We start from the raw sequence: 19509 nt of genomic DNA on the forward strand, positions 1-19509 counted from the left end.
AAAACAACGAAACCGTATTTTTGCAAAGGCCTTAAAAAACCAAAACAGCATTATAGCCGAACAACCCCGGCAATTTTCAGACGGCCTGTAAACAATTCAACTAGAGCTACCAATACCAATCCCTGCATCAACTAAACAAGTCATGACTCAAAAATTTGATTTAGGACAAGCTGTTTAAAAAACTTTGCAAGCAACAGATAACTTGTTGTTGCTTTTTCTTACAGTTTCGATATAGTTCTTTATGGCTAGTTTGGCACTACCCCTTATATCTAGCTTTCATTGCATTCCCACCTCCATTCGTTGCCAACGGCTCCCTTTCCGATGGCAACCTTTTTTTGACCCGATGGTTTGACAATATTAAAATTGAATCAAATAAAATGATTCTAGGATTTATATTTAATTTTTAAAACAAAACGGCTTATAAAAAATAACGGCTCAATTTAAACAGATATTGCTGCCAATATTTAAAAACAAACAGACCTTTCTTTATCAAGGACCTCATAAAATGCATCATTCTAAGAAACTATTCAAACTAAGCACACTTGCCCTCTGCCTTGCTGCATTACCCCAAGCCGCACAAGCTGCCGAAGAGGTACAACAGGCTGAAGTGGAACAAGTTACCGTAGTGGGTAAAAACAAAAGTTTGCGCACTGAAAGTCAAAACAGCTACACAGTATCCGCCCTGCGCTCAACCACGGGGCTGGTGCTCTCTCCGCGGGAAATTCCCCAATCTGTCAGCGTCATTACTAAAAAACAAATTGAAGACCAGGGCATTACCGACTTAGAAGGTGCATTGCAAAACGCTACGGGTATCAATGTTTTCAAAAGCGGCGGACGCACGCATTTCATGTCGCGTGGCTATTTTATCGAACAGTTTGAAGAAGACGGCATTGCCACGCAACTCGGCTCTCCCGGCGGATTCGGCTTAGGCGGCCCGGCCGGTGACCCGACCAGTGCAACCGATATGGCCATGTACGACCACATTGAAGTGGTGCGCGGTGCGGCAGGTTTGACACAGGCAAACAACGAACCCGGCGGCACGGTAAACGCCGTCCGCAAAAAGCCGACTGCAAAACGCCAGCTTTCCGCCGATTTGATGGCAAACTCATGGGGCAAAGTAAACAGCGTTTTTGATGCATCCGGCACTTTAAGCCAAGAACACGGCCTGCGCGGACGCTTTGTCGGCTCGGTCGGCGGCAACAAAACCTTCAAAGACCAATCCGGCGGCCGCAACATCCTTCTGTATGGTGTGATGGACAAAGACATTGGCGACAACAGCAAACTTACCTGGGGCGCAAGCTATCTCAACCAAAACGAAACACCCGATCCGGACGGCCTGCCTATGCGTGCAGACGGCAAAGAGTGGAAACGCAGCCGCTATCTGGGTGCGGATTGGAACGAAGCCCGCCTGAAAAAATACAATCTTTTTACCGAGTTTGAACATTATTTCAACGACAACTGGAAACTGAGCAGCAAGTTGGACTGGCGCAAGAACACCAGTTCAAAAGAATATTACACGCTGGGCGGCACAGGTAACGGCATAGGTACAGACGGCCTGGGGACCACATACAGCTTCGACCGTTACGATGCAGGCAACCGCCAGTTCACTTTCCAAAACAACCTGACCGGCCGCATCTTTGCTTTCGGCCAAAATCACGACCTCTTCTTCATGCACAGCTATTCCAAAGAGAACGTGAACTCAAGCAACCGCTGGTTTGATGACAGCAGTACCTATGACGCAGATGCCTTTAACGGCAGCGAAAAAGCCAAACCCGATTGGGATTCCGCCACAGCCAAAGCCCGTGGCGGTGACGGCCGTTATACTACCCATGCCTTTGGTTTGGGCGCGCGCATCAATCCTACCGACAAACTGCACATCATCGCAGGCGGACGCTATACCAGCTGGAAACGCGACTTCTATTGGGATCGCAACCTCAAAGACGGGGTAGCAGGTTCATCAGACTCGCTCAAACGCAACCGCTTCATCCCCTATGCCGGCATCACTTACGACATCACGCCTAAACAAAGCGTTTACGCTGCCTATACATCCATCTTCAAACAAACGATGAACCGCGACTACAACGACAACCTGCTGCCTCCAATTATGGGACGCAACTACGAACTCGGCTGGAAAGGCGAATGGAACGAAGGCCGTCTGAACACCTCAGTCGCCCTCTACCGCACCGACAAAGACAACAACAACCAACGCGTCAATGCCAAACCGCACGCCTATTGGGAACCGCTCAACCAAAGCAGCCGCGGCTTGGACGCCGAAATTTCCGGCAGCCTGACCGACCGTTGGCAAGTTTACGCAGGCTACACCTTCAACCGCAGCACCAACCGCAGCAGCGTTACCGGCAATGTTGAATCTCGCCGAAAAGGCTACAACTTCAGCAGCCATACGCCGAAACATATGTTCCGCCTCTACACCAGCTATATCCTGCCGATTGATGACGGCAAATGGACGGTCGGGTTGGGGGTAAAGAGCAGCAGCAAAACCGCCAATTCCTACGGTTCCATCAAGCAAGGCGGCTACACCATTTGGAACACCAACGTCCAATACCGCCCGAGCAAAAACCTGCAACTGGGGCTGGCAGTCAACAACCTGACCGACAAACGCTACTACGAAAACCAATACAGCCGTGCCGCCAACAGCGGCAGCTTCTACGGCGAACCGCGCAACGCCGTGTTCAGCCTGAAGTGGAAGATGTAGTCCGTCTGCGGTAGCAAAATTAAAAAAACAATAATTAAGTCATATTCAGCAATCTACCCGACCTGCTCCTGACAGACAGGGAACAATTGCCATCGTTGTAAAGTAAGGGGTCGTCTGAAAACTGCCGTTTGAGTTTTCAGACGACCCCTTTTTCCATAAAAACCTCTTAACTCCCACCTGAAGGAGCTGCAATGAACCATCCGATTCGTTATGCGTATCTGCTTGCCGCCGTCCCGCTGCAACTTTCCGCCCAAACCACCGAACAGACGGAACATGCTGACCTGCCCACCGTTAACGTAACCGGACAAAGCCGTACTGCTTCGCGCGACAGTTATACCGTGCCGGTCATGTCCACCGCCACCGGCCTGCCGATCTCCCCCAAAGACACGCCGCAATCCGTCAGCGTCATTACGCGCAAACAAATGGACGATTCGGGCGCGACCACGCTGGAAGACGCATTGAAAACCACCACGGGGCTGAATATTTACAAACAGGGTTTCCAAACCCGCTTTCAATCCAGAGGCTTCGACATCGCGCAGATCAGCGAAGACGGTGTCAATTCGACTGTCTGTACCATGTGCGGCAACAATCCGCACGATGCCAAACAACTGACCGACACTGCGCTTTACGACCGCATCGAAGTCGTGCGCGGAGCAACAGGTCTGCGTAAAGCGCAAAGCGAGCCGGGCGGCACCATCAACGCCATCCGCAAACGCCCGACCGCTGCGCCGCTGCTTGAATTTGATGCAACCGCCGACCGCTTCGGCACGCTGCGCTCTTCCGCCGATGTATCGGGATTCCTCAGCCGCGACAATGGCTTGCGCGGGCGCGCGGTTGCCGTACTTGAAAAAAACAAAAGCTGGCGTAAAAACAGCGACGGCAATAAAGGGATCATTTACGGCGTTATCGACAAGCAAGTCGGGGAAAACGATATGCTGACGTTGAGTGCGATGTACCACCGTGAAAAAGATGTACCTTCCCTGTTCGGGCTACCCGCCAATCCCGACGGCAGCGACCTACGATTGCCGCGCGACAGCTATTTGGGTGCGAACTGGAATCGTGCGGATTACAAAAAAGCCAATATATTCGCCGAATGGAAGCACTATTTCGGCGATCGTTGGAATCTGACCACTTCCGTTGATTACCGCCGCAACAAATCCGTTACCGAATATGGTTACGTCCCGCAGCGGCAAAATATTTCGCCCGCAGGCACATTGAGTGACGGTTATACCGGCAGAAGCGACCGCAACAACAGTCAATGGACTGTGCAAAGCGATTTAGAAGGAAAATTTGATTGGTTCGGCCGCGAACATGAGTTTTACGCGGGCTATGAATACACCAAAGAAAAATTCGATAATATGTGGAGAGGCACACCCTTGAAAGATGGCAACTATCCTGTTTTTTCTTGGACGGGTGATGAAATTGCCAAACCTGATTGGAACACGGCCCGCAATCTCGAAATTCGTAAAACCGTTCCCGACACCCACACGGCGACCATAGCCACCCGCCTGAACATTGCCGACAAATGGCACATCCTGCTCGGTACAAGTTACAGCCGCTGGCGGCAATCACAATATCTGTCATGGATGAAAACCCCCGACAGCCACTATAAAAAAGGCCGTTTCATCCCCTACGCAGGCATTACCTACGACATCACCCCGCAACAAAACCTATATGCAAGTTACACCAGCATTTTCAAATACTCGGGCGATTATTACGACATCAATGACAAGCTCTTGCCGCCTGTAATGGGCAACAGCTACGAAATCGGCTGGAAAGGCGCGTGGAACAACAATAAATTGAACACCACCCTCGCCTTGTTTCAAACCGAAAAACACAACCAACCCACAGATACATGGTTGGGTAAAGACCTCGCAACGGGCAATATCCGTCCTTGGGTACGCGGCGACCGCGCCATCTACACGCCTGTACGCATGGAAAGCCGCGGTATTGATGCCGAAATTGCCGGCAACATCACCGACGACTGGCAGATTTTTGCGGGCTATACCTTCAACAAAAGGCGTTATACCTCCACCGCTGCCGAGCGTACCGCAGAGCGCAACGGTCGAGGGGTCGATTTCAGCCAGCACACGCCCCGACATATCTTCCGCCTCAATACCCTGTACCGCCTGCCCGGTGCGGCGCACAAATGGACGGTGGGCGGAGGTGTGAACGTCCAAAGCAAATCCAGCCCGATTGTAGTGAACGGAGAGAAACAATATTTGGGCGGTTACGCCGTTTGGCATGCAGCCGTACAATACGAACCCTCCAAATACACCAAGCTCAGCCTGAAAGTCGACAACCTGACCGACAAACGCTATTACGAAAGCTATGCCCACCGCGCTACCTACCAAGGACATTTCTACGGACAGCCGCGCAATGTGACCTTGAACTTCAAGTGGAAGATGTAGCCGTTGTATGAAGCGAGGTCGTCTGAAAACACAATCCGGCTTTCAGACGACCTCTTGCCCCTGTCGTCATGCCCGTTCATACCGACATGACAGCATCGGTATTTTCATTTGAACATCTGCAAACAATCGTCTAAAACCCATCAGGAAACAAAAGTTTCGGATAGCGTGTCTGATACCGTTACCCCGCCAATGCAGATTTTCAGACGACCTCCCGTTATTTGTACCAACACACCATCCATGAACATCCTCAAAAAATTCTTTTACCTTGCCCGCCCTTTTTGGTCAGGGGCACACGGCCGCCTCCAATGGCTGATGCTCGCCGTTTTGATAGGGTTTACTCTATTCTCCATCACCATCAGCGTTTGGATTGCCGCATGGGACAAACGCTTCTACGACGCGCTGGCCGCGTTTGACGGCGCATCTATGCCTTCGCTCATTGTCGAATACCTCGGCTATATGGCGATGGTTATCGGCTGTATCGTCTGCGGCGACTGGCTGCAAAAACGCCTCATCTTCCGTTGGCGTACCCACCTGACCGAGCAATTTCAAAAAAACTGGCTCGAAGGCCACAAACACTACCGCCTGCGCCTGACCGGCGAACCGGACAACCCCGACCAACGTATCGCCGAAGACATCTACCTCCTCGCCGACAAAAGCATCGGACTGTTTCGCTCCTTCATCAATAATATTGCCAAATTCAGCGCGTTCGTCGCCGTATTGTGGACGCTCTCCGGCGTACAGACTTTCAACATCGGCGGATACAGCATTACTGTTTACGGCTATCTTGTTTGGGTTGCACTGATTTATTCCATCTTCAGCACCATCATCGCCCACCTCGTCGGCCGCAAACTCAAAAACCTCAACATCGACCGCCAACACCGCGAAGCCGACTACCGCGCCGCCCTCCTGCGCGTGCGCGACCACGCCGAACAAATCGCCTTCTACAACGGCAGCGAAGCCGAAACAGGTCGTCTGAAACAACGCTACCTCCGCATCCGCGACAACTGGCGGCGGCTCACCAACTGCGAATTCCGCCAAGAAACCTTCTGGGCGACCTATGTCCGCATCAGTATCTTCATCCCCATCCTCGCCACCTTGCCCATGTACCTCGCCAAAACCATGACCTTCGGCGACATGATGCAGACCCGCACATCGTTTGCCCGCGTCCAAGACAGCTTCGGCTGGTTTACCGACTCCTACCGCCGCCTCATCGAATGGGCGGCAGTCGTCGAACGCCTCTCCGGTTTTCAGACGGCCTTGGAACAAGCAGAACAAAAAAGCCCCTCCCTTCAGTCCCACCAAGCAGCTTTGCCGCATCATAGCGGCAAGGTCGTCCTGCAAAACCTTACCGTCCACACCCAAACCGGTAGCCCTCTGCTTACTGATATTCACCTCCAAGCCCATTCTCCGGAATGGGTATTGCTTGAAGGCAGAAGCGGCATCGGCAAATCCACGCTGCTTCGCGTGCTTGCCGGTTTATGGCCGTATTACCACGGCAGTTTTTCCCTCGAAGGTAGCCGCCTGTTTTTCCCGCAACGCCCTTACCTGCCTGCGGACACATTGCGTCAAACTGTCAGCTATCCCTATACGGCCTGCCAAGACGACCATTTGATTCAAACCATTTTGGAACAAGTAGGCTTAAGCAGCCCCACGGGTCGGTTGCGCACATTGATGAACGATTTGGACACTTCACACGAATGGCACGGCATCCTTTCCGGCGGAGAGCAGCAACGCCTCAGCCTCGCTCGCGCACTGCTGCACAAACCGCAAATCCTGTTCCTAGATGAAGCCACCAACCAGCTCGATGATGAATCCGCCCTGATGTTGATGCAGACCCTCAAGCAACATTTGCCCGATACTTTGGTCATCGGCATCAGCCACCAACCCAAGATTCAAGCACTGTTTGATAGCTTTCTGAATTTGAATGAAAAAATTATTTAAATGTTAAAATGTGCAAAGCACTTGCTTTCAATCCCAACAAGAGATATAGTACAAAGTAACTAGTTCTTATTGATGAGAGCTACTCCTTGGATACTTGCCTCCGGTTCTCCAACCCGGGGGCATTTTTTTGCGTTTTTATTTTGTATTTGTATGAATAGGATAAAGACGGAATATACAAGGTTTTAAAAACATGAGGCCTATAATCTTTATAAGAGATTGACTATAAATAAAAAACACTAATCTCAAAGCCATAGTCAAATAAAACCGCAAACCACGTTTTCCCAAACTTCCAGGCCGTCTGAAACCTGCTCTCGAATATTATTCATGCCATATTTCAGACGGCCTGTTTAACCCTCTATTGCAAAGCTTGGCACAAGCACCGCTGACCGACGGCAATTAATTACTATATAATCAAACGCATTGTTACCCCTACAAAAGAGCCACACCATGACCACAAAAATTAAAATTGGTATCGTCGGTGCAACCGGTTACACAGGCGTTGAATTGTTACGTCTGCTCAGCAGCCACCCCAACACAGAAGTCACGGCCGTCACCAGCCGAAGCGAAGCCGGTATTGCGGTTGCCGACTACTTCCCCAGCCTGCGCGGCATTCACGACCTTTCATTCCAAACGCCCGAGGATGCCGGACTTGACCGTTGCGACCTCGTGTTCTTCGCTACACCCAACGGCGTAGCCATGAAAGAAGCACCGGCCCTTGTGGAAAAAGGCATACGCGTGATTGACCTGTCTGCCGACTTCCGCATCCGCGACATCCCCACATGGGAAAAATGGTACAAAATGACCCATGCCGCGCCGCAACTCGTTTCCCAAGCAGTGTACGGTTTGTGCGAACTTCACAAAGACGACATCGCTAAAACCATGCTGGTGGCCAATCCAGGTTGTTACCCTACCTGCGTTTCCCTGCCCTTATTGCCGCTGCTTCAGGCTGGCTGTCTGAAAGCCAACGCTCCTCTGATTGCCGACTGTAAATCCGGTGTTTCCGGTGCAGGCCGCAAAGCCAGCACCCACGCCCTATTGTGCGAAGCAGGCGACAACTTCAAAGCCTATGGTGTCGGAGGCCACCGCCATTTGCCTGAAATCCGACAAACCCTGTCCGGACTGCAAGACCATGTTTCAGACGGCCTAATTTTCGTGCCACACCTTGTTCCGATGATACGCGGCATGCACGCCACCCTGTATCTGCACCTGCAAGAACATACTGATCCTGAAACCTTGCTGCGCGAATACTACCGCGACAGTCCTTTTGTCGATATTTTGCCTTCAGGTTCGACCCCTGAAACCCGCAGCGTGCGCGGCGCCAACCTCTGCCGTATCAGCGTTCAAAAAGCGCCCGATCAAGACGATGTGTGGATTGTTCTTTCCGTCATCGACAACTTGGTTAAAGGCGCAGCCGGTCAAGCCGTGCAGAATATGAACATCATGTTCGACCTACCCGAAACCACCGGCCTGACTAATGCACCATTGATGCCTTAAGCCATCATTATTGAAAACACAAGGCCGTCTGAAACTTTGATCGTTCAGACGGCCTTTATCGATTCATTCACAAACATTACTCATACACCACGCCGGCAAGCATTTCTTCTTCATTCAAGTTGCCGTACTGTTGCTCCCAATCGTGGGTAGCCTCCACCATATCGCATTCTTTGGCAAAAGCCAGCAGCCTGCCGTCCATCTGATCCAGACTCAAGCTGCCCAAGCGTTCGCATTCCGAAGCCGTCAGATTACCTTCTGCCTCATGCGCCTCCGAAGATCCGAAAGGCAGAGCAAAAAAACCCAGCACCAACGCCAGCAGCACCCAAAAAGTATTTTTACGCGAACGAGTCATTTCACACCTCTCATCATAATCATATAGCAGGTTTAAATCAGAAAAACTAAACCAAATAAAATTAAACTAAGAAAAATCGAATAGAAAATTAGAAATATCGATTTATCTAAGACAAAACGAATAATACTAAGAAAAAATAGAATATGCAATACTTTTTCTTAGATGAAGTAATTTTTTTCTTACAATTTTATAAAAACTAAGGTAAAATACACTCAAATCGTCCAAACTATATAAAAAACATACCTCCATAAAGGCATAAACATGGATACCTTTAAAGACCGCCTGGCTTTCTTATGGAAAGATGAAGCCCGCCAAGCCAAAATTGCCGCCGACATCGATATGACCATCGCCGGATTCAGCCGTATCTGGAACGAAGGCGGCCTGCCGAAATCGGAAACGCTAAAAAAAATCAAACAACTTAAAGGCTGTAGCATAGACTGGCTTTTGACAGGCGAAGGTTTCCCCTTCCCCGATTCCGAAGCCCCAAAAGCCACGGCAACCGACACACTGGGCAACCCTGTCGATATAGACGAATTTGTCTTCGTACCGCGTTACGACATCCAAGCCGCGGCCGGACACGGGCAGCTCGTCGGCGACGAACAGCCGATGTTCGCTATGGCGTTCCGACGTTATTGGATTGAAAATTATGTAACGCGCGATATCAAAAACCTTTCCGTTATCTCAGTCAAAGGCGACTCGATGGAAGGCGTGCTGAATGATGGCGACACCATCCTCATCAACCACGGCCAAACCACGCCGCGCGACGGCCTCTATGTTTTGCGCCTTAATGAAAACCTTTTGGTCAAACGCCTGCAATTGATACCCGGCGGCATCGTCAACGTCATTTCTGCCAACGAAGCCTACCCTACTTTTGAAATCGACTTGAAAAACCCAACCGACGACGTTGCCATCATCGGCCGTGTCGAATGGTTTGGCAGAAGTATCTAAATCTGACATACTGATGCTTGAAATTTCTGCCATGCCCTCCATGTAAGCTGGCAGACCCTGTCTGCACAAACTTGCCTTGACTAACGGTTTGCGCGACAATAGTAAAAATATTCATATAAAAGGAATCACATCATGTCAGACGAAAGCCCTATTATCTTTACTGACAGCTGCTGCACCAAAGTTGCCGACCTGATTGCCGAAGAGAACAATCCCGATTTGAAATTGCGCGTATTCGTCAACGGCGGCGGTTGCTCCGGCTTCCAATATGGTTTTACCTTTGATGAAATCAAAAACGACGACGATTTTGAAATCCAGAAAAACGGCCTGACGTTCTTGGTTGACCCGATGAGCTACCAATATCTGGTTGGTGCGGAAATCGACTACACTGAAAGCCTGCAAGGTTCTCAATTCGTCATCCGCAATCCGAATGCAGAGACAACTTGCGGTTGCGGTTCGTCCTTCTCCGTATAAACAGTCCGTTTTTGCCACAAAAAACAGGCCATCTGTATCTTCAGACGGCCTTTTGTGTGAATTTATTTTAAACAATTTTAGATTTACCTTATAATATCGGGCGTGAATATTTACTCTGCAATAGACATAACATTGGACATGCATATTTCCATATAAATAAAAAATTATTGTCCAGCCGATTAACGACACAAAGGCAAACCGTACTTGGTCTGCCTGAGACTGCAGCCTCTGTTCTGGCTCGTATCATAAGCCAAGACAGCTCAAACACAATAACAAAACCTTAGGCCAAACCCATTTGGTTGACGCAGTCGAAATACTCATGGGATATCAATGAGCAAACAAGAAAAATTTTTCGACGTATACGTTTCCTATCCGCCGAACACAGATAGGGAGCGCATCCATGCCTGCCTGTATGAAAACCTGCCCGAAAACGAAGTTGAGAGCCTGATTCAAGCCTTGGCCGAGCGTCCGCAAGCCATTGTGGCCGAGAAATGCACCCAAGACGAGCGAGAAAATGCGCAGCATTACTTCGGCTATTTGGGTTTGGACGTGATCGTCCGTCAGGCTATGGAATTGGAAGCGGTTGAAGAAGAAGCCGTATTGGCAGTCAACACTCCCGACCCTATCCAATGCCCCGTCTGCATGACGATTATTGACGAACTAGATTCACAGGAATGTAAAACCTGCCACTTTGATTTGACAGAAAAAAATGAGCTTGCCATCCAGCGCAAGCGCATTGAATGGCAGGAAAGAATCTCTTTCGAGCATAAAAAACAAACCGAAATTGCCCACAAGCTCAAATATGAACGTGAGCAGGAAGAGAAAAAACTGCGCAAAAAAATCCGTGCCGAATTGGAATCCCAATTACGCAAAGAGTTAGGCCAAAATCCTGAGCTGGCCGCACTTGCAGCGAGGAAGAAAACACGGTTTCTGCTTACAATGGCTATCGTATTCGCCGTTTTGAGCCTGCTTGCACTCGGCTATATCGCTGCAAAATTCTTCTAAACTGATTTCAAAACTTAAGGCCGTCTGAAAAACAGATTTTCAGACGGCCTTTTATTTCCTTATTGATTGAACCATTTCAATCAAGCCTCTTGCACATCAACATCCACCGACCATCTGATTTTGCCGTCGCGGTTTTGCTGCAACACCTGCACCCACAAACTCACGGCGCGGTGCAAATCTTGTCGGGATGTCGATTCGAGGAAAACTTGCGCGCGTTCGCGTTCGGCGAGGCGCACCATCAGCATGGGGGCGGCGCCAAACTGGGAGACGCTTTCGGGCAAAAGCGGGGCGAGGGTTTCTTTGGCGGCGTTGAGAAATTCCATCGCATCGGCAACACGCGGCGCGTCGGCGCGAATGGCGGTCTGAAAACCGAAGGGCGGCATGGCGAACATTTGCCGTTCGTTCAATTCGTTTTCGGCAAACACGGCGTAGTCCTGCGCTTTGACGGCGGCGAAGACGGGATGTTCGGGCAGTTGGGTCTGTATCAGCACCTTGCCCGGTTTGTCGGCGCGCCCCGCCCTGCCGGACACCTGTATCAGCTCGGCGAACAGCCTTTCCGGCGCGCGAAAGTCCGCGCTGTACAGGCTGCCGTCGGCATTCAACACAATAACAAGGTTGAGCCGCGCAAAATCATGACCTTTGGCGAGCATCTGCGTGCCGACCAGAATGTCGATTTCGTTGTCGGCGATGCGGCGGTACAAATCCGCCCAATCGTTTTTGTGCGCCGTGCTATCCCTGTCGACACGGACGACGGCTGCCTTAGGCAGGAAGGCGCGCAGGGTTTCTTCGACGCGCTGCGTGCCGTGTCCGACGGCGGTCAGGTCTTGGTTGCCGCAGTCGGGACATTTGAACGGGATGGGTTCGCGGTGGTCGCAGTGGTGGCAGCGCAGTTGGCGGGCGCGTTGGTGCAACACCATTTTGGCGGAACAGTTCGGACAGCCGAAGGTATGGCCACAGTCGCCGCAAAACAGCGCGGGCGCGAAGCCGCGCCGGTTGAGGTACACCAGCGACATGCCGCCCGCTTCAAAGTTCTGTTTCAAAAGCTGCAAGGCTTGCGGCGAGAAGCCGTTGTCGAGTTTCAGACGACCTACGTTGAGGATCTCCACTTGCGGCAGTTGCGCGGCGGCATGGGCGCGCTCGGTCAGTTGCAGCAGGCGGTACGCGCCGCTTTGCGCCTTGTGCCAGCTCTCCAAGCTGGGCGTGGCACTGCCCAGCACGACGGGGCAACCGCTCTGCTTCGCCCGCCACACCGCCAAATCGCGGGCGTGGTAGCGCAATTCGTTGTCTTGTTTGAACGAGCCGTCGTGTTCCTCATCGACCACAATCAGCCCGACATCATCCATCGGCGTGAACACCGCCAGCCGCGTGCCGATGACTAATTGCGCCTGCCCCAACATCGCGCGCAGATAATCCTGCGTGCGCTTGCCTGCCGCCATCTGGCTGTGCAACACGGCGGTCGGCACGTCGGCAAAACGGTCTTCCACCCGCTTCAAAAGCTGCGGCGTGAGGTTGATTTCGGGCAACAGAAACAACACCTGCCGCCCCTGCGCCAACACTTTCGCTATCGCATCGAAATACACTTCGGTCTTGCCGCTGCCGGTGATGCCGTACAGCAAAAACGGCTGAAATTTACCAAAGGCCGTCTGAATTTCATCGGAAGCCTTCTGCTGGTCGGCGTTTAATACAAATTCAGAGTGCGAAGCCTGCCCGTGGTACGACCTCAATACAGGTTTCGCCGCTTCCGTCGTTTCAATCCAATCCTGTTCCGTCCAATCTTCGATTAACTTCGCCGCCTGCGCGTTCACCTGCTTCAACGCCGCCATCGTCATCCCGCCCGACAGCAGCGCATCCCACAAAGCCGCTTTTTTGTTAAACCGCGCCGGCGGCGGCGTTTGCGCCCTGCCCGCTTCGTTCAGCGCGTAAAACAACGGCGGCTGCGGCATTTCCACCGCACGCGTTTCCTTCAAACCCTGCGGCAGCGCGGCAAACACCGCCTGCCCCGTCGGATAGTGGTAATAACGCGACGTAAACGAGAGCAAATCACGCCAGTTTTCAGGCAGCGGCGGCTCGTCTGAAAAGGTCGTCTGAATACTCAAAATCCGCGCCGCATCCATATCGGGCGCAATATCCGTTTCCCACACAATCCCGACCACGGTCTTGTTGCGAAAAGGCACAAGCACCCGTGCTCCCTGCGGCAGCGGCTCGGAATGGGAATAAGTCAAAAGGCCGTCTGAAAGCGGCACGTTTACGGCAATACGGTGATAGAACATACAAACAATCAAATTATTTTTTCGTATTTTAACAGCCGAAAGCTATTTTCAGACGATAATTTGAGCCTGAGTACAATGCAGACATGACAGAGGTTTGATACAATGCCTTACTTTCAACACACGCAAGTCTCTCGCATGAAAACCAAGTTAATCAAGATCTTAACACCGTTTACCGTCCTTCCTTTGTTGGCATGCGGTCAACCTGCCGTATCCAATGCCAACGCGGCGCCTGCCCCTGCTGCCAAAGCGGAAGCGCCTGCCGACAAATCCGTTGCTGCTTCTTTGAAAGCGCGTTTGGAAAAAGTCTATGCCGCCCAAGATTTGAAAGTTTTGAGCGTCAATGAAACACCGATTAAAGGCATTTACGAAGTTGTCGTCAGCGGCAAACAAATCATCTATACCGATGCCAAAGGCGACTATATGCTCGTTGGCGACCTCATCAACGTCAACACGCGCCAAAGCCTGACTGAAGAACGCGCCGCCGATTTGAACAAAATCGACTTCGCTTCCCTGCCTTTGGACAAAGCCATCAAAGAAGTACGCGGCAACGGCAAACTGAAAGTCGCTGTTTTCTCCGATCCGGACTGCCCGTACTGCAAACGCTTGGAGCATGAGTTTGAAAAAATGACCGACATCACGATTTATACCTTCATGATGCCGATTCCAAGCCTGCACCCTGATGCCGCACGCAAAGCCGAGCTGTTGTGGTGTCAACCTAATCCGACTCAGGCATGGATCGACTGGATGCGCAAAGGCAAACTCCCAAGCGGCAAAGCAAACTGCGAAAACCCTGTTGCAGAAACCACTTCATTGGGCGAACAATTCGGCTTCAACGGCACGCCGACCGTGGTCTTCCCTAACGGCCGCAGCCAAAGCGGTTACAGCCCTATGCCCCACCTCAAAGAAATCATCGAGAAAAACCAGTAATACAGGGTTTAATCTCCATAAAGGACGCTTTACGCGTCCTTTTTTCATGTCGCCCGCCATCAACTGCCTTCAGACGGCCTCAAAACAGACAAATATAAAAAAGGACGTGTCCAACACGTCCTTTTTCCCTTTACCTTACAGGTAGAATTTTTCAATCACTTTCAGGTTTTCATCCAATTTGTACACCAGCGGCTGACCGGTTGGGATTTCCAAGCCCATGATATCTTCGTCGGAAATGCCCTCGATGTGTTTGGCCAAAGCGCGCAGGGAGTTGCCGTGTGCCGCAACCAATACACGTTTGCCGCTCAAGATGGCCGGAGCGATTTGGTCTTCCCAGAAAGGCAGGACGCGCTCGAGGGTAACTTTGAGGTTTTCGCCATCAGGTACGACATCGCTAGGCAGGTTGGCATAGCGGCGGTCGTTGTGGGCGGAGTGAAGATCTTTAGGATCCAGCAGCGGAGGCAGGGTGTCGTAGCTGCGGCGCCAGATGTGGACTTGCTCGTCGCCGTATTTTTCTGCGGTTTGTTTTTTATCCATACCTTGCAGCTGGCCGTAGTGGCGCTCGTTCAGGCGCCATGATTTGATTTGTGGAACAAACAGTTGGTCGGATTCTTCCAAAACGATGTTACAGGTTTTGATGGCACGGGTCAGAACGGAGGTAAAGGCGATGTCGAACTCATAGCCCTTCTCTTTCAGCTTTTTACCTGCTGCCGCGGCTTCTGCCAAACCTTGCTCGCTCAGCTTGACGTCGCGCCAGCCGGTGAAAAGGTTTTTCGCGTTCCATTCGCTTTGTCCGTGACGGATGAATACTAATTCCATGATAGTTTGCTCCAATGAAGTTTGGGAAAGGGTATTTATATCACACTTTGCCGCCGCGCTGATAACGCCGGCGGTTTCTTTTGATATGTTGCAAGTTTGCTTCTAGTCTTCAGACGGCCTTGTCGGAAGGTAAACGTCAAAACGCGTGCTTTTGCCTGTGTATTGATAAGCAGGTTTGCGCCCGTCGAGAAATTCGCCCAAGCGCGGACGTTTGACGACAATGCGCTTTTTGGCGGTATTCAATGCAGCGTCCAACAACTCGGCTTCGTCTTGAGCTGCGCCGACCAAGTCGTGAAAGTAAGCCATTTCTTTTTTCATGGCGGCGGTTTTGCGGCGTTCCGGATACATCGGGTCGAGGTACACTACATCGGGTCTGCCGTTTTGCGTTGCCAATTCCTGCATTAAATCAATGGCATTGCCGAAGTGCAAAGTAATGCGTTGGACAATTTCCCGTGTCTCTTCACTTTGCCCTGCCCTATTAAGGCCGTCTGAAAGTAGACAGGCAACGGCGGGATTTTGTTCAAAAGTGTGTACCTTCAAACCCAACGAGGCAAGCACAAAACTGTCGCGCCCCAGTCCGCCGGTAGCGTCCCAGACAGTCGGTTGCGTAGTGTGGTTAACGGCTTTGGCAATCAACTCGCCTCCACCTTTAGTACGCCGATAATGGGCGGCACCGCCATCAAAATCAACGCGGACACGGCCTTTTTCACCGGCGCGGCACAAGCTGATTCCGCTTTCGTCAGCGATAAGGAAACTGCCTTCTTCAGGCTGCCGGTCGATAACGGTCAGCCCGAAAGGCGCGGCAAGGCTGCGAAGTTCGGTAGATGAAGTTTCGTCAAAATAAATCTTGTACATAAGGCTTATGTTTCAGACGGCCTTGAAAGCTCAGGCCGTCTGAACGTTTTAATTGATGTCCAAGCGTTCCATGCGGTAGCGCATAGAGCGGAAGCTGATGCCCAAAAGTTTGGCGGCTTGGGTACGGTTGTAACGGGTTTGCTGCAAAGCCTGCTCGATGATGCTGCGTTCCACTTGGTCGAGGTAATCCTGTATCTGCATGGTCCGCGGATCAAACGGCGGAATCGGGCTGTGATTGAGTGTAGTTTCGCGTGCGTCAGGTTCGGCAATATCGTCAAAAGAGAAGCCGCTGCGTTCAGCCTTAACCTGTGGGGCGTTTTGAATCTGCAAGTCATCCACTTGTATCACTTGGCCGACCGTCAGTGCGACGGCGCGTTCGAGGATGTTTTCCAACTCGCGGAAGTTGCCGGGATAGCTGTAATGCAACAGGGCTTCTTGGGCTTTCGGGCTGAGTTTGTAGGTTTGATTGCCGTGACGGTGTTTGTATAGCAGATACAAAATCAGCGCGCCCAAGTCTTCGCGCATTTCGCGCAAAGGCGGCATGTGCAGGGTGACTACGTTGAGGCGGTAATACAAGTCCTGACGGAATGCGCCGCTTTCAACCAAGGCTTCGAGGTTTTTATGGGTTGCACAAATAATGCGCACATCCACAGGAGTTTCCCGCGCATCGCCGATACGGCGCACGGCTTTTTCTTGAATGGCGCGCAGGAGTTTAACCTGCATGGCAAGGGGCAAATCGGCAACTTCGTCAAGGAACAAAGTGCCGCCGTCAGCATGTTGGAAAAAACCTAAACGGTCTTGATCCGCGCCAGTAAAGCTGCCTTTTTTGTAACCGAAAAATTCGCTTTCCATCAGGTTTTCAGGAATGGCACCGCAGTTGACGGCAATAAACGGTTTGTCGGCACGGTCGGACAGTTCGTGAATCGTGCGCGCCGCCTGCTCTTTACCCGTACCGGACTCGCCGGAGATATAAACGGGAACAAGGCTGTGGGCCAATCTGCGAATCAGGTGGCGCACTTCGACCATTTGCGGCGAGGTGCCCAACAGGCGCGGCATATCGTCCTCGCCTTCCAATATAGGTGCGTCTTGTTGCAGAGCAGGATTGATGTTACTGGCCGAAAAACGCTCTTTTAAGGAATTGAGTCCTTCCGGAACAGTCAAAGGCCGGTTAAATTCACTCTGTACGCTCTTAGGAGGCGTAACAACAGGCTTGGCCGGCTGAGGTTCGGGTTTATACAGGGCGGCAGAAACTGGCGCAGGCTGCGATTTGACTTTTTCAGACGGCGTGGGTTCGGCAGTATTGTCTGAAACCGATACTGCCGATTTAACCAATGATCGCAACTGCGACAGCGTAATCGGTTTTTGCAGATAATCAAACGCCCCTGCTTTCAAGGCTTCAACGGCTTGGTCGGCATTGCCGAAGGCCGTAATCACGGCGACGGGTGTGTCGAGCATCAACTCGTCGATGTATTGGACAACCTCGAGGCCGGAGCCGTCGGGCATACGCATATCGGTCAGCACCAGCGAATAATCGTTGTTGCCCAGCTTGTCTTTGGCTTCTTCAACACCAGCCGCAGTATCGACGCGCAGACCCATTTTCATCAGGGTCATTTCCATCAGGTCGCGGATGTCTGCCTCGTCATCGACAACCAAAACCGGCTCTTGCAATTTATTCATCCCGCGCCTGCTCCTTCGGTAAAATCAATTCAAACCCGTTCATTTCAGGGTGATAATGCAGCTGCCCCATATTGGCGTGTGCCAACTCGCGTGCGACGTAAAGCCCCAAGCCGGTGCCTTGTTTTTCGGTAGTGTAAAACGGCTCGAATAAATGATTTCGTACATCGGGCGGCACGCCTTTGCCGTTGTCCGCCACTACGATGGAAATATGCATCCTGCCGCTAGGGCGGATAAGGACGGTAATGGCGTTTTCGTCCTGACGGCTGTGTCGCCACGCATTGTTGCACAAGTTCCACATCACTTGCTGCAAGTGCATAGGATCGACCAATACGGTCAGATTGTTGCCGTCCATATTCATGCGCAGACAGCCGATGGCATCGGGATTGTTCAAGGTAAATTCCTGCTTGAACTCCAACCAGAATTTCATCAGATTAATCGGCTGGCGGCTGATGTTGTCTCGTTTGTTAAACAGGGATACGTCTTCCAACATCTTGTCGATGCGTTGGATATTGCTGTCGATGATGTTGTAGAGCTTGGCCTTGAGCGCGTCTGCCTCATTGCCCTCTTGCAACAAATCGCTGGCATGACGGATGGCGGACATCGGGTTGCGGATTTCGTGGGCAAGGTTGGCAGTCAACTGTCCGAGCGAAGTCAGCTTGGTGGACATGGCCTCCGCAGCCACTTCACGCAATGAGCGGACGTACAACATCAGCAGCTCGGTTTGCTCCTGAATCAGCGGAACGGCACGGACGTGCATGGCGTGTTGGAAAATATGGATATCGGTTTCAAAAGGTTTGTCGGGTTGACGCTGCCAGCGTGCGACCAGTTCGCCAAACACGATTTCCTGCTGATCGATAATCAGACTGGGGAAATAGATTTTTGCCTGCTTGTTAAACAGCCACACGCGTTGGGTCGCATCAATCACCACAACCGCTTCCTGAACGCGGTTCAAAACCAAATGGTTCAAGCCGCTGATACGGCGGTATGCCAGTTGATGGCGGCTGGCGGACTCTGTAGCCTGCTCCAAATAACGGGCGGCAAACGATGTCAACATTGCCACCAGATAGCCTGCGCCGATCAGCATCAAAGAATTCGCCATTGATTTCGCGTCCCAATTAAACGAATCGAAACGCATACTGCCGTCTAAAAACAGGTTCAAAATAAACAACATTGCCGTATAACCTGCATACAGCATGGGATAATGGCCATAACTGAGCAGACACGACGTAGCAACAAACGGCAAAACCAAAATCCCGAAACCGGAAGCCGTACCGCCGGAGATATACACCAAAACCATCATCATGGTGATGTCGACCACGGCGCTGGCATTGGGCAAATCCAAAGACTGCCACTGCCAGCCCGGACGGAACACGGAGAGCATAATCAGGAAGAAATACAGCGTTACCCAGATATAAAACGCAACGTCCGGCAACGAAACGCCAATCAGGTTGCCGCCTGTGTAGCTGCTGAACGCGTGCAAAACCAAAAGCGGTAAGACGATGGCTATTCGGGCAATGTTGATTACACCGGGAATCCGCTCCCTCAGATTACCCAGTTCTTGAAGATTGGCTCTGTTCATAAGTGAACCTTTTTTATTATCATGCAATGCCGTATAAATTTAATTTA

General features: G+C 51.4%; 14 protein-coding genes. 8 read left to right on the forward strand and 6 right to left on the reverse strand.

Annotated features, from left to right (window positions below; all coding sequences use genetic code 11):
• Nucleotides 1–505 precede the first annotated feature (505 nt).
• The 4 genes from FAH66_RS07055 to argC all read left to right on the forward strand — a co-directional run bounded on the left by FAH66_RS07055 (nt 506) and on the right by argC (nt 8559).
• A complete protein-coding gene (locus FAH66_RS07055; RefSeq protein WP_137041150.1) occupies nt 506–2713 on the forward strand; it encodes a TonB-dependent siderophore receptor in 2208 nt (735 codons plus the stop codon).
• 191 nt (nt 2714–2904) lie between these two features.
• A complete protein-coding gene (locus tag FAH66_RS07060; RefSeq protein WP_137041151.1) occupies nt 2905–5124 on the forward strand; it encodes a TonB-dependent siderophore receptor in 2220 nt (739 codons plus the stop codon).
• A gap of 237 nt (nt 5125–5361) precedes the next feature.
• Nucleotides 5362–7065 (forward strand): ABC transporter ATP-binding protein/permease, encoded by a 1704-nt coding sequence (locus FAH66_RS07065; protein WP_137041152.1) that lies wholly within the window; start codon nt 5362–5364, stop codon nt 7063–7065.
• Between the two features lie 447 nt (nt 7066–7512).
• Nucleotides 7513–8559, forward strand: a complete 1047-nt coding sequence (gene argC, locus FAH66_RS07070; protein WP_137041153.1) for an N-acetyl-gamma-glutamyl-phosphate reductase — start codon at nt 7513–7515, stop codon at nt 8557–8559.
• Between the two features lie 76 nt (nt 8560–8635).
• Here the strand turns inward: argC and FAH66_RS07075 are convergent, their stop codons facing one another.
• Nucleotides 8636–8911, reverse strand: coding sequence for a hypothetical protein (locus FAH66_RS07075; RefSeq protein ID WP_070630573.1), 276 nt, complete (start codon nt 8909–8911; stop codon nt 8636–8638).
• A gap of 261 nt (nt 8912–9172) precedes the next feature.
• Here FAH66_RS07075 and FAH66_RS07080 point away from each other — a divergent pair, with 261 nt between their 5' ends.
• The 3 genes from FAH66_RS07080 to FAH66_RS07090 all read left to right on the forward strand — a co-directional run bounded on the left by FAH66_RS07080 (nt 9173) and on the right by FAH66_RS07090 (nt 11335).
• Complete coding sequence (locus FAH66_RS07080; RefSeq protein ID WP_137041154.1) at nt 9173–9859, forward strand: S24 family peptidase; 687 nt, start codon at nt 9173–9175, stop codon at nt 9857–9859.
• Nucleotides 9860–9991: 132 nt separating this feature from the next.
• Complete coding sequence (erpA, locus tag FAH66_RS07085) at nt 9992–10330, forward strand: iron-sulfur cluster insertion protein ErpA (RefSeq protein WP_003680162.1); 339 nt, start codon at nt 9992–9994, stop codon at nt 10328–10330.
• Nucleotides 10331–10660: 330 nt separating this feature from the next.
• Nucleotides 10661–11335, forward strand: coding sequence for a hypothetical protein (locus tag FAH66_RS07090; protein ID WP_003686803.1), 675 nt, complete (start codon nt 10661–10663; stop codon nt 11333–11335).
• Nucleotides 11336–11415: 80 nt separating this feature from the next.
• Here FAH66_RS07090 and FAH66_RS07095 read toward each other — a convergent pair whose 3' ends face one another.
• Nucleotides 11416–13605 carry a primosomal protein N' gene (locus FAH66_RS07095; RefSeq protein WP_137041155.1) on the reverse strand — a complete coding sequence of 730 codons (2190 nt, stop codon included), beginning with the start codon at nt 13603–13605 and terminating at the stop codon, nt 11416–11418.
• Nucleotides 13606–13740: 135 nt separating this feature from the next.
• Between FAH66_RS07095 and FAH66_RS07100 the strand changes: the two genes are divergently transcribed.
• Entirely contained in the window at nt 13741–14532 is a 792-nt protein-coding gene (locus FAH66_RS07100; RefSeq protein ID WP_137041156.1) for a DsbC family protein, read from the forward strand.
• Between the two features lie 135 nt (nt 14533–14667).
• Here the strand turns inward: FAH66_RS07100 and FAH66_RS07105 are convergent, their stop codons facing one another.
• From FAH66_RS07105 to FAH66_RS07120, 4 genes are all read right to left on the reverse strand, one after another.
• Nucleotides 14668–15351 (reverse strand): 2,3-diphosphoglycerate-dependent phosphoglycerate mutase, encoded by a 684-nt coding sequence (locus FAH66_RS07105; protein WP_137041157.1) that lies wholly within the window; start codon nt 15349–15351, stop codon nt 14668–14670.
• Nucleotides 15352–15453: 102 nt separating this feature from the next.
• Complete coding sequence (locus FAH66_RS07110) at nt 15454–16206, reverse strand: class I SAM-dependent methyltransferase (protein ID WP_137041158.1); 753 nt, start codon at nt 16204–16206, stop codon at nt 15454–15456.
• Nucleotides 16207–16254: 48 nt separating this feature from the next.
• Entirely contained in the window at nt 16255–17883 is a 1629-nt protein-coding gene (locus FAH66_RS07115) for a sigma-54-dependent transcriptional regulator (RefSeq protein ID WP_137041159.1), read from the reverse strand.
• Complete coding sequence (locus tag FAH66_RS07120) at nt 17876–19462, reverse strand: two-component system sensor histidine kinase NtrB (protein ID WP_070748451.1); 1587 nt, start codon at nt 19460–19462, stop codon at nt 17876–17878. Before FAH66_RS07120 ends, FAH66_RS07115 begins: the two co-directional genes overlap by 8 nt.
• Nucleotides 19463–19509: the final 47 nt, after the last annotated feature.

The organism is Neisseria subflava (assembly GCF_005221305.1).
In the GTDB taxonomy this organism is placed as follows: Bacteria; Pseudomonadota; Gammaproteobacteria; order Burkholderiales; family Neisseriaceae; genus Neisseria; species Neisseria subflava.

What these genes read in the sequence shown, in the direction of transcription:
- FAH66_RS07075 (WP_070630573.1), bottom strand. Translation starts at nt 8,911, where the DNA reads ATGACTCGTTCGCGTAAAAATACTTTTTGGGTGCTGCTGGCGTTGGTG.
- FAH66_RS07080 (WP_137041154.1), top strand. Translation starts at nt 9,173, where the DNA reads ATGGATACCTTTAAAGACCGCCTGGCTTTCTTATGGAAAGATGAAGCC.
- FAH66_RS07090 (WP_003686803.1), top strand. Translation starts at nt 10,661, where the DNA reads ATGAGCAAACAAGAAAAATTTTTCGACGTATACGTTTCCTATCCGCCG.
- FAH66_RS07060 (WP_137041151.1), top strand. Translation starts at nt 2,905, where the DNA reads ATGAACCATCCGATTCGTTATGCGTATCTGCTTGCCGCCGTCCCGCTG.
- erpA (WP_003680162.1), top strand. Translation starts at nt 9,992, where the DNA reads ATGTCAGACGAAAGCCCTATTATCTTTACTGACAGCTGCTGCACCAAA.
- FAH66_RS07055 (WP_137041150.1), top strand. Translation starts at nt 506, where the DNA reads ATGCATCATTCTAAGAAACTATTCAAACTAAGCACACTTGCCCTCTGC.
- FAH66_RS07115 (WP_137041159.1), bottom strand. Translation starts at nt 17,883, where the DNA reads ATGAATAAATTGCAAGAGCCGGTTTTGGTTGTCGATGACGAGGCAGAC.
- argC (WP_137041153.1), top strand. Translation starts at nt 7,513, where the DNA reads ATGACCACAAAAATTAAAATTGGTATCGTCGGTGCAACCGGTTACACA.
- FAH66_RS07105 (WP_137041157.1), bottom strand. Translation starts at nt 15,351, where the DNA reads ATGGAATTAGTATTCATCCGTCACGGACAAAGCGAATGGAACGCGAAA.
- FAH66_RS07095 (WP_137041155.1), bottom strand. Translation starts at nt 13,605, where the DNA reads ATGTTCTATCACCGTATTGCCGTAAACGTGCCGCTTTCAGACGGCCTT.
- FAH66_RS07110 (WP_137041158.1), bottom strand. Translation starts at nt 16,206, where the DNA reads ATGTACAAGATTTATTTTGACGAAACTTCATCTACCGAACTTCGCAGC.
- FAH66_RS07065 (WP_137041152.1), top strand. Translation starts at nt 5,362, where the DNA reads ATGAACATCCTCAAAAAATTCTTTTACCTTGCCCGCCCTTTTTGGTCA.
- FAH66_RS07120 (WP_070748451.1), bottom strand. Translation starts at nt 19,462, where the DNA reads ATGAACAGAGCCAATCTTCAAGAACTGGGTAATCTGAGGGAGCGGATT.
- FAH66_RS07100 (WP_137041156.1), top strand. Translation starts at nt 13,741, where the DNA reads ATGAAAACCAAGTTAATCAAGATCTTAACACCGTTTACCGTCCTTCCT.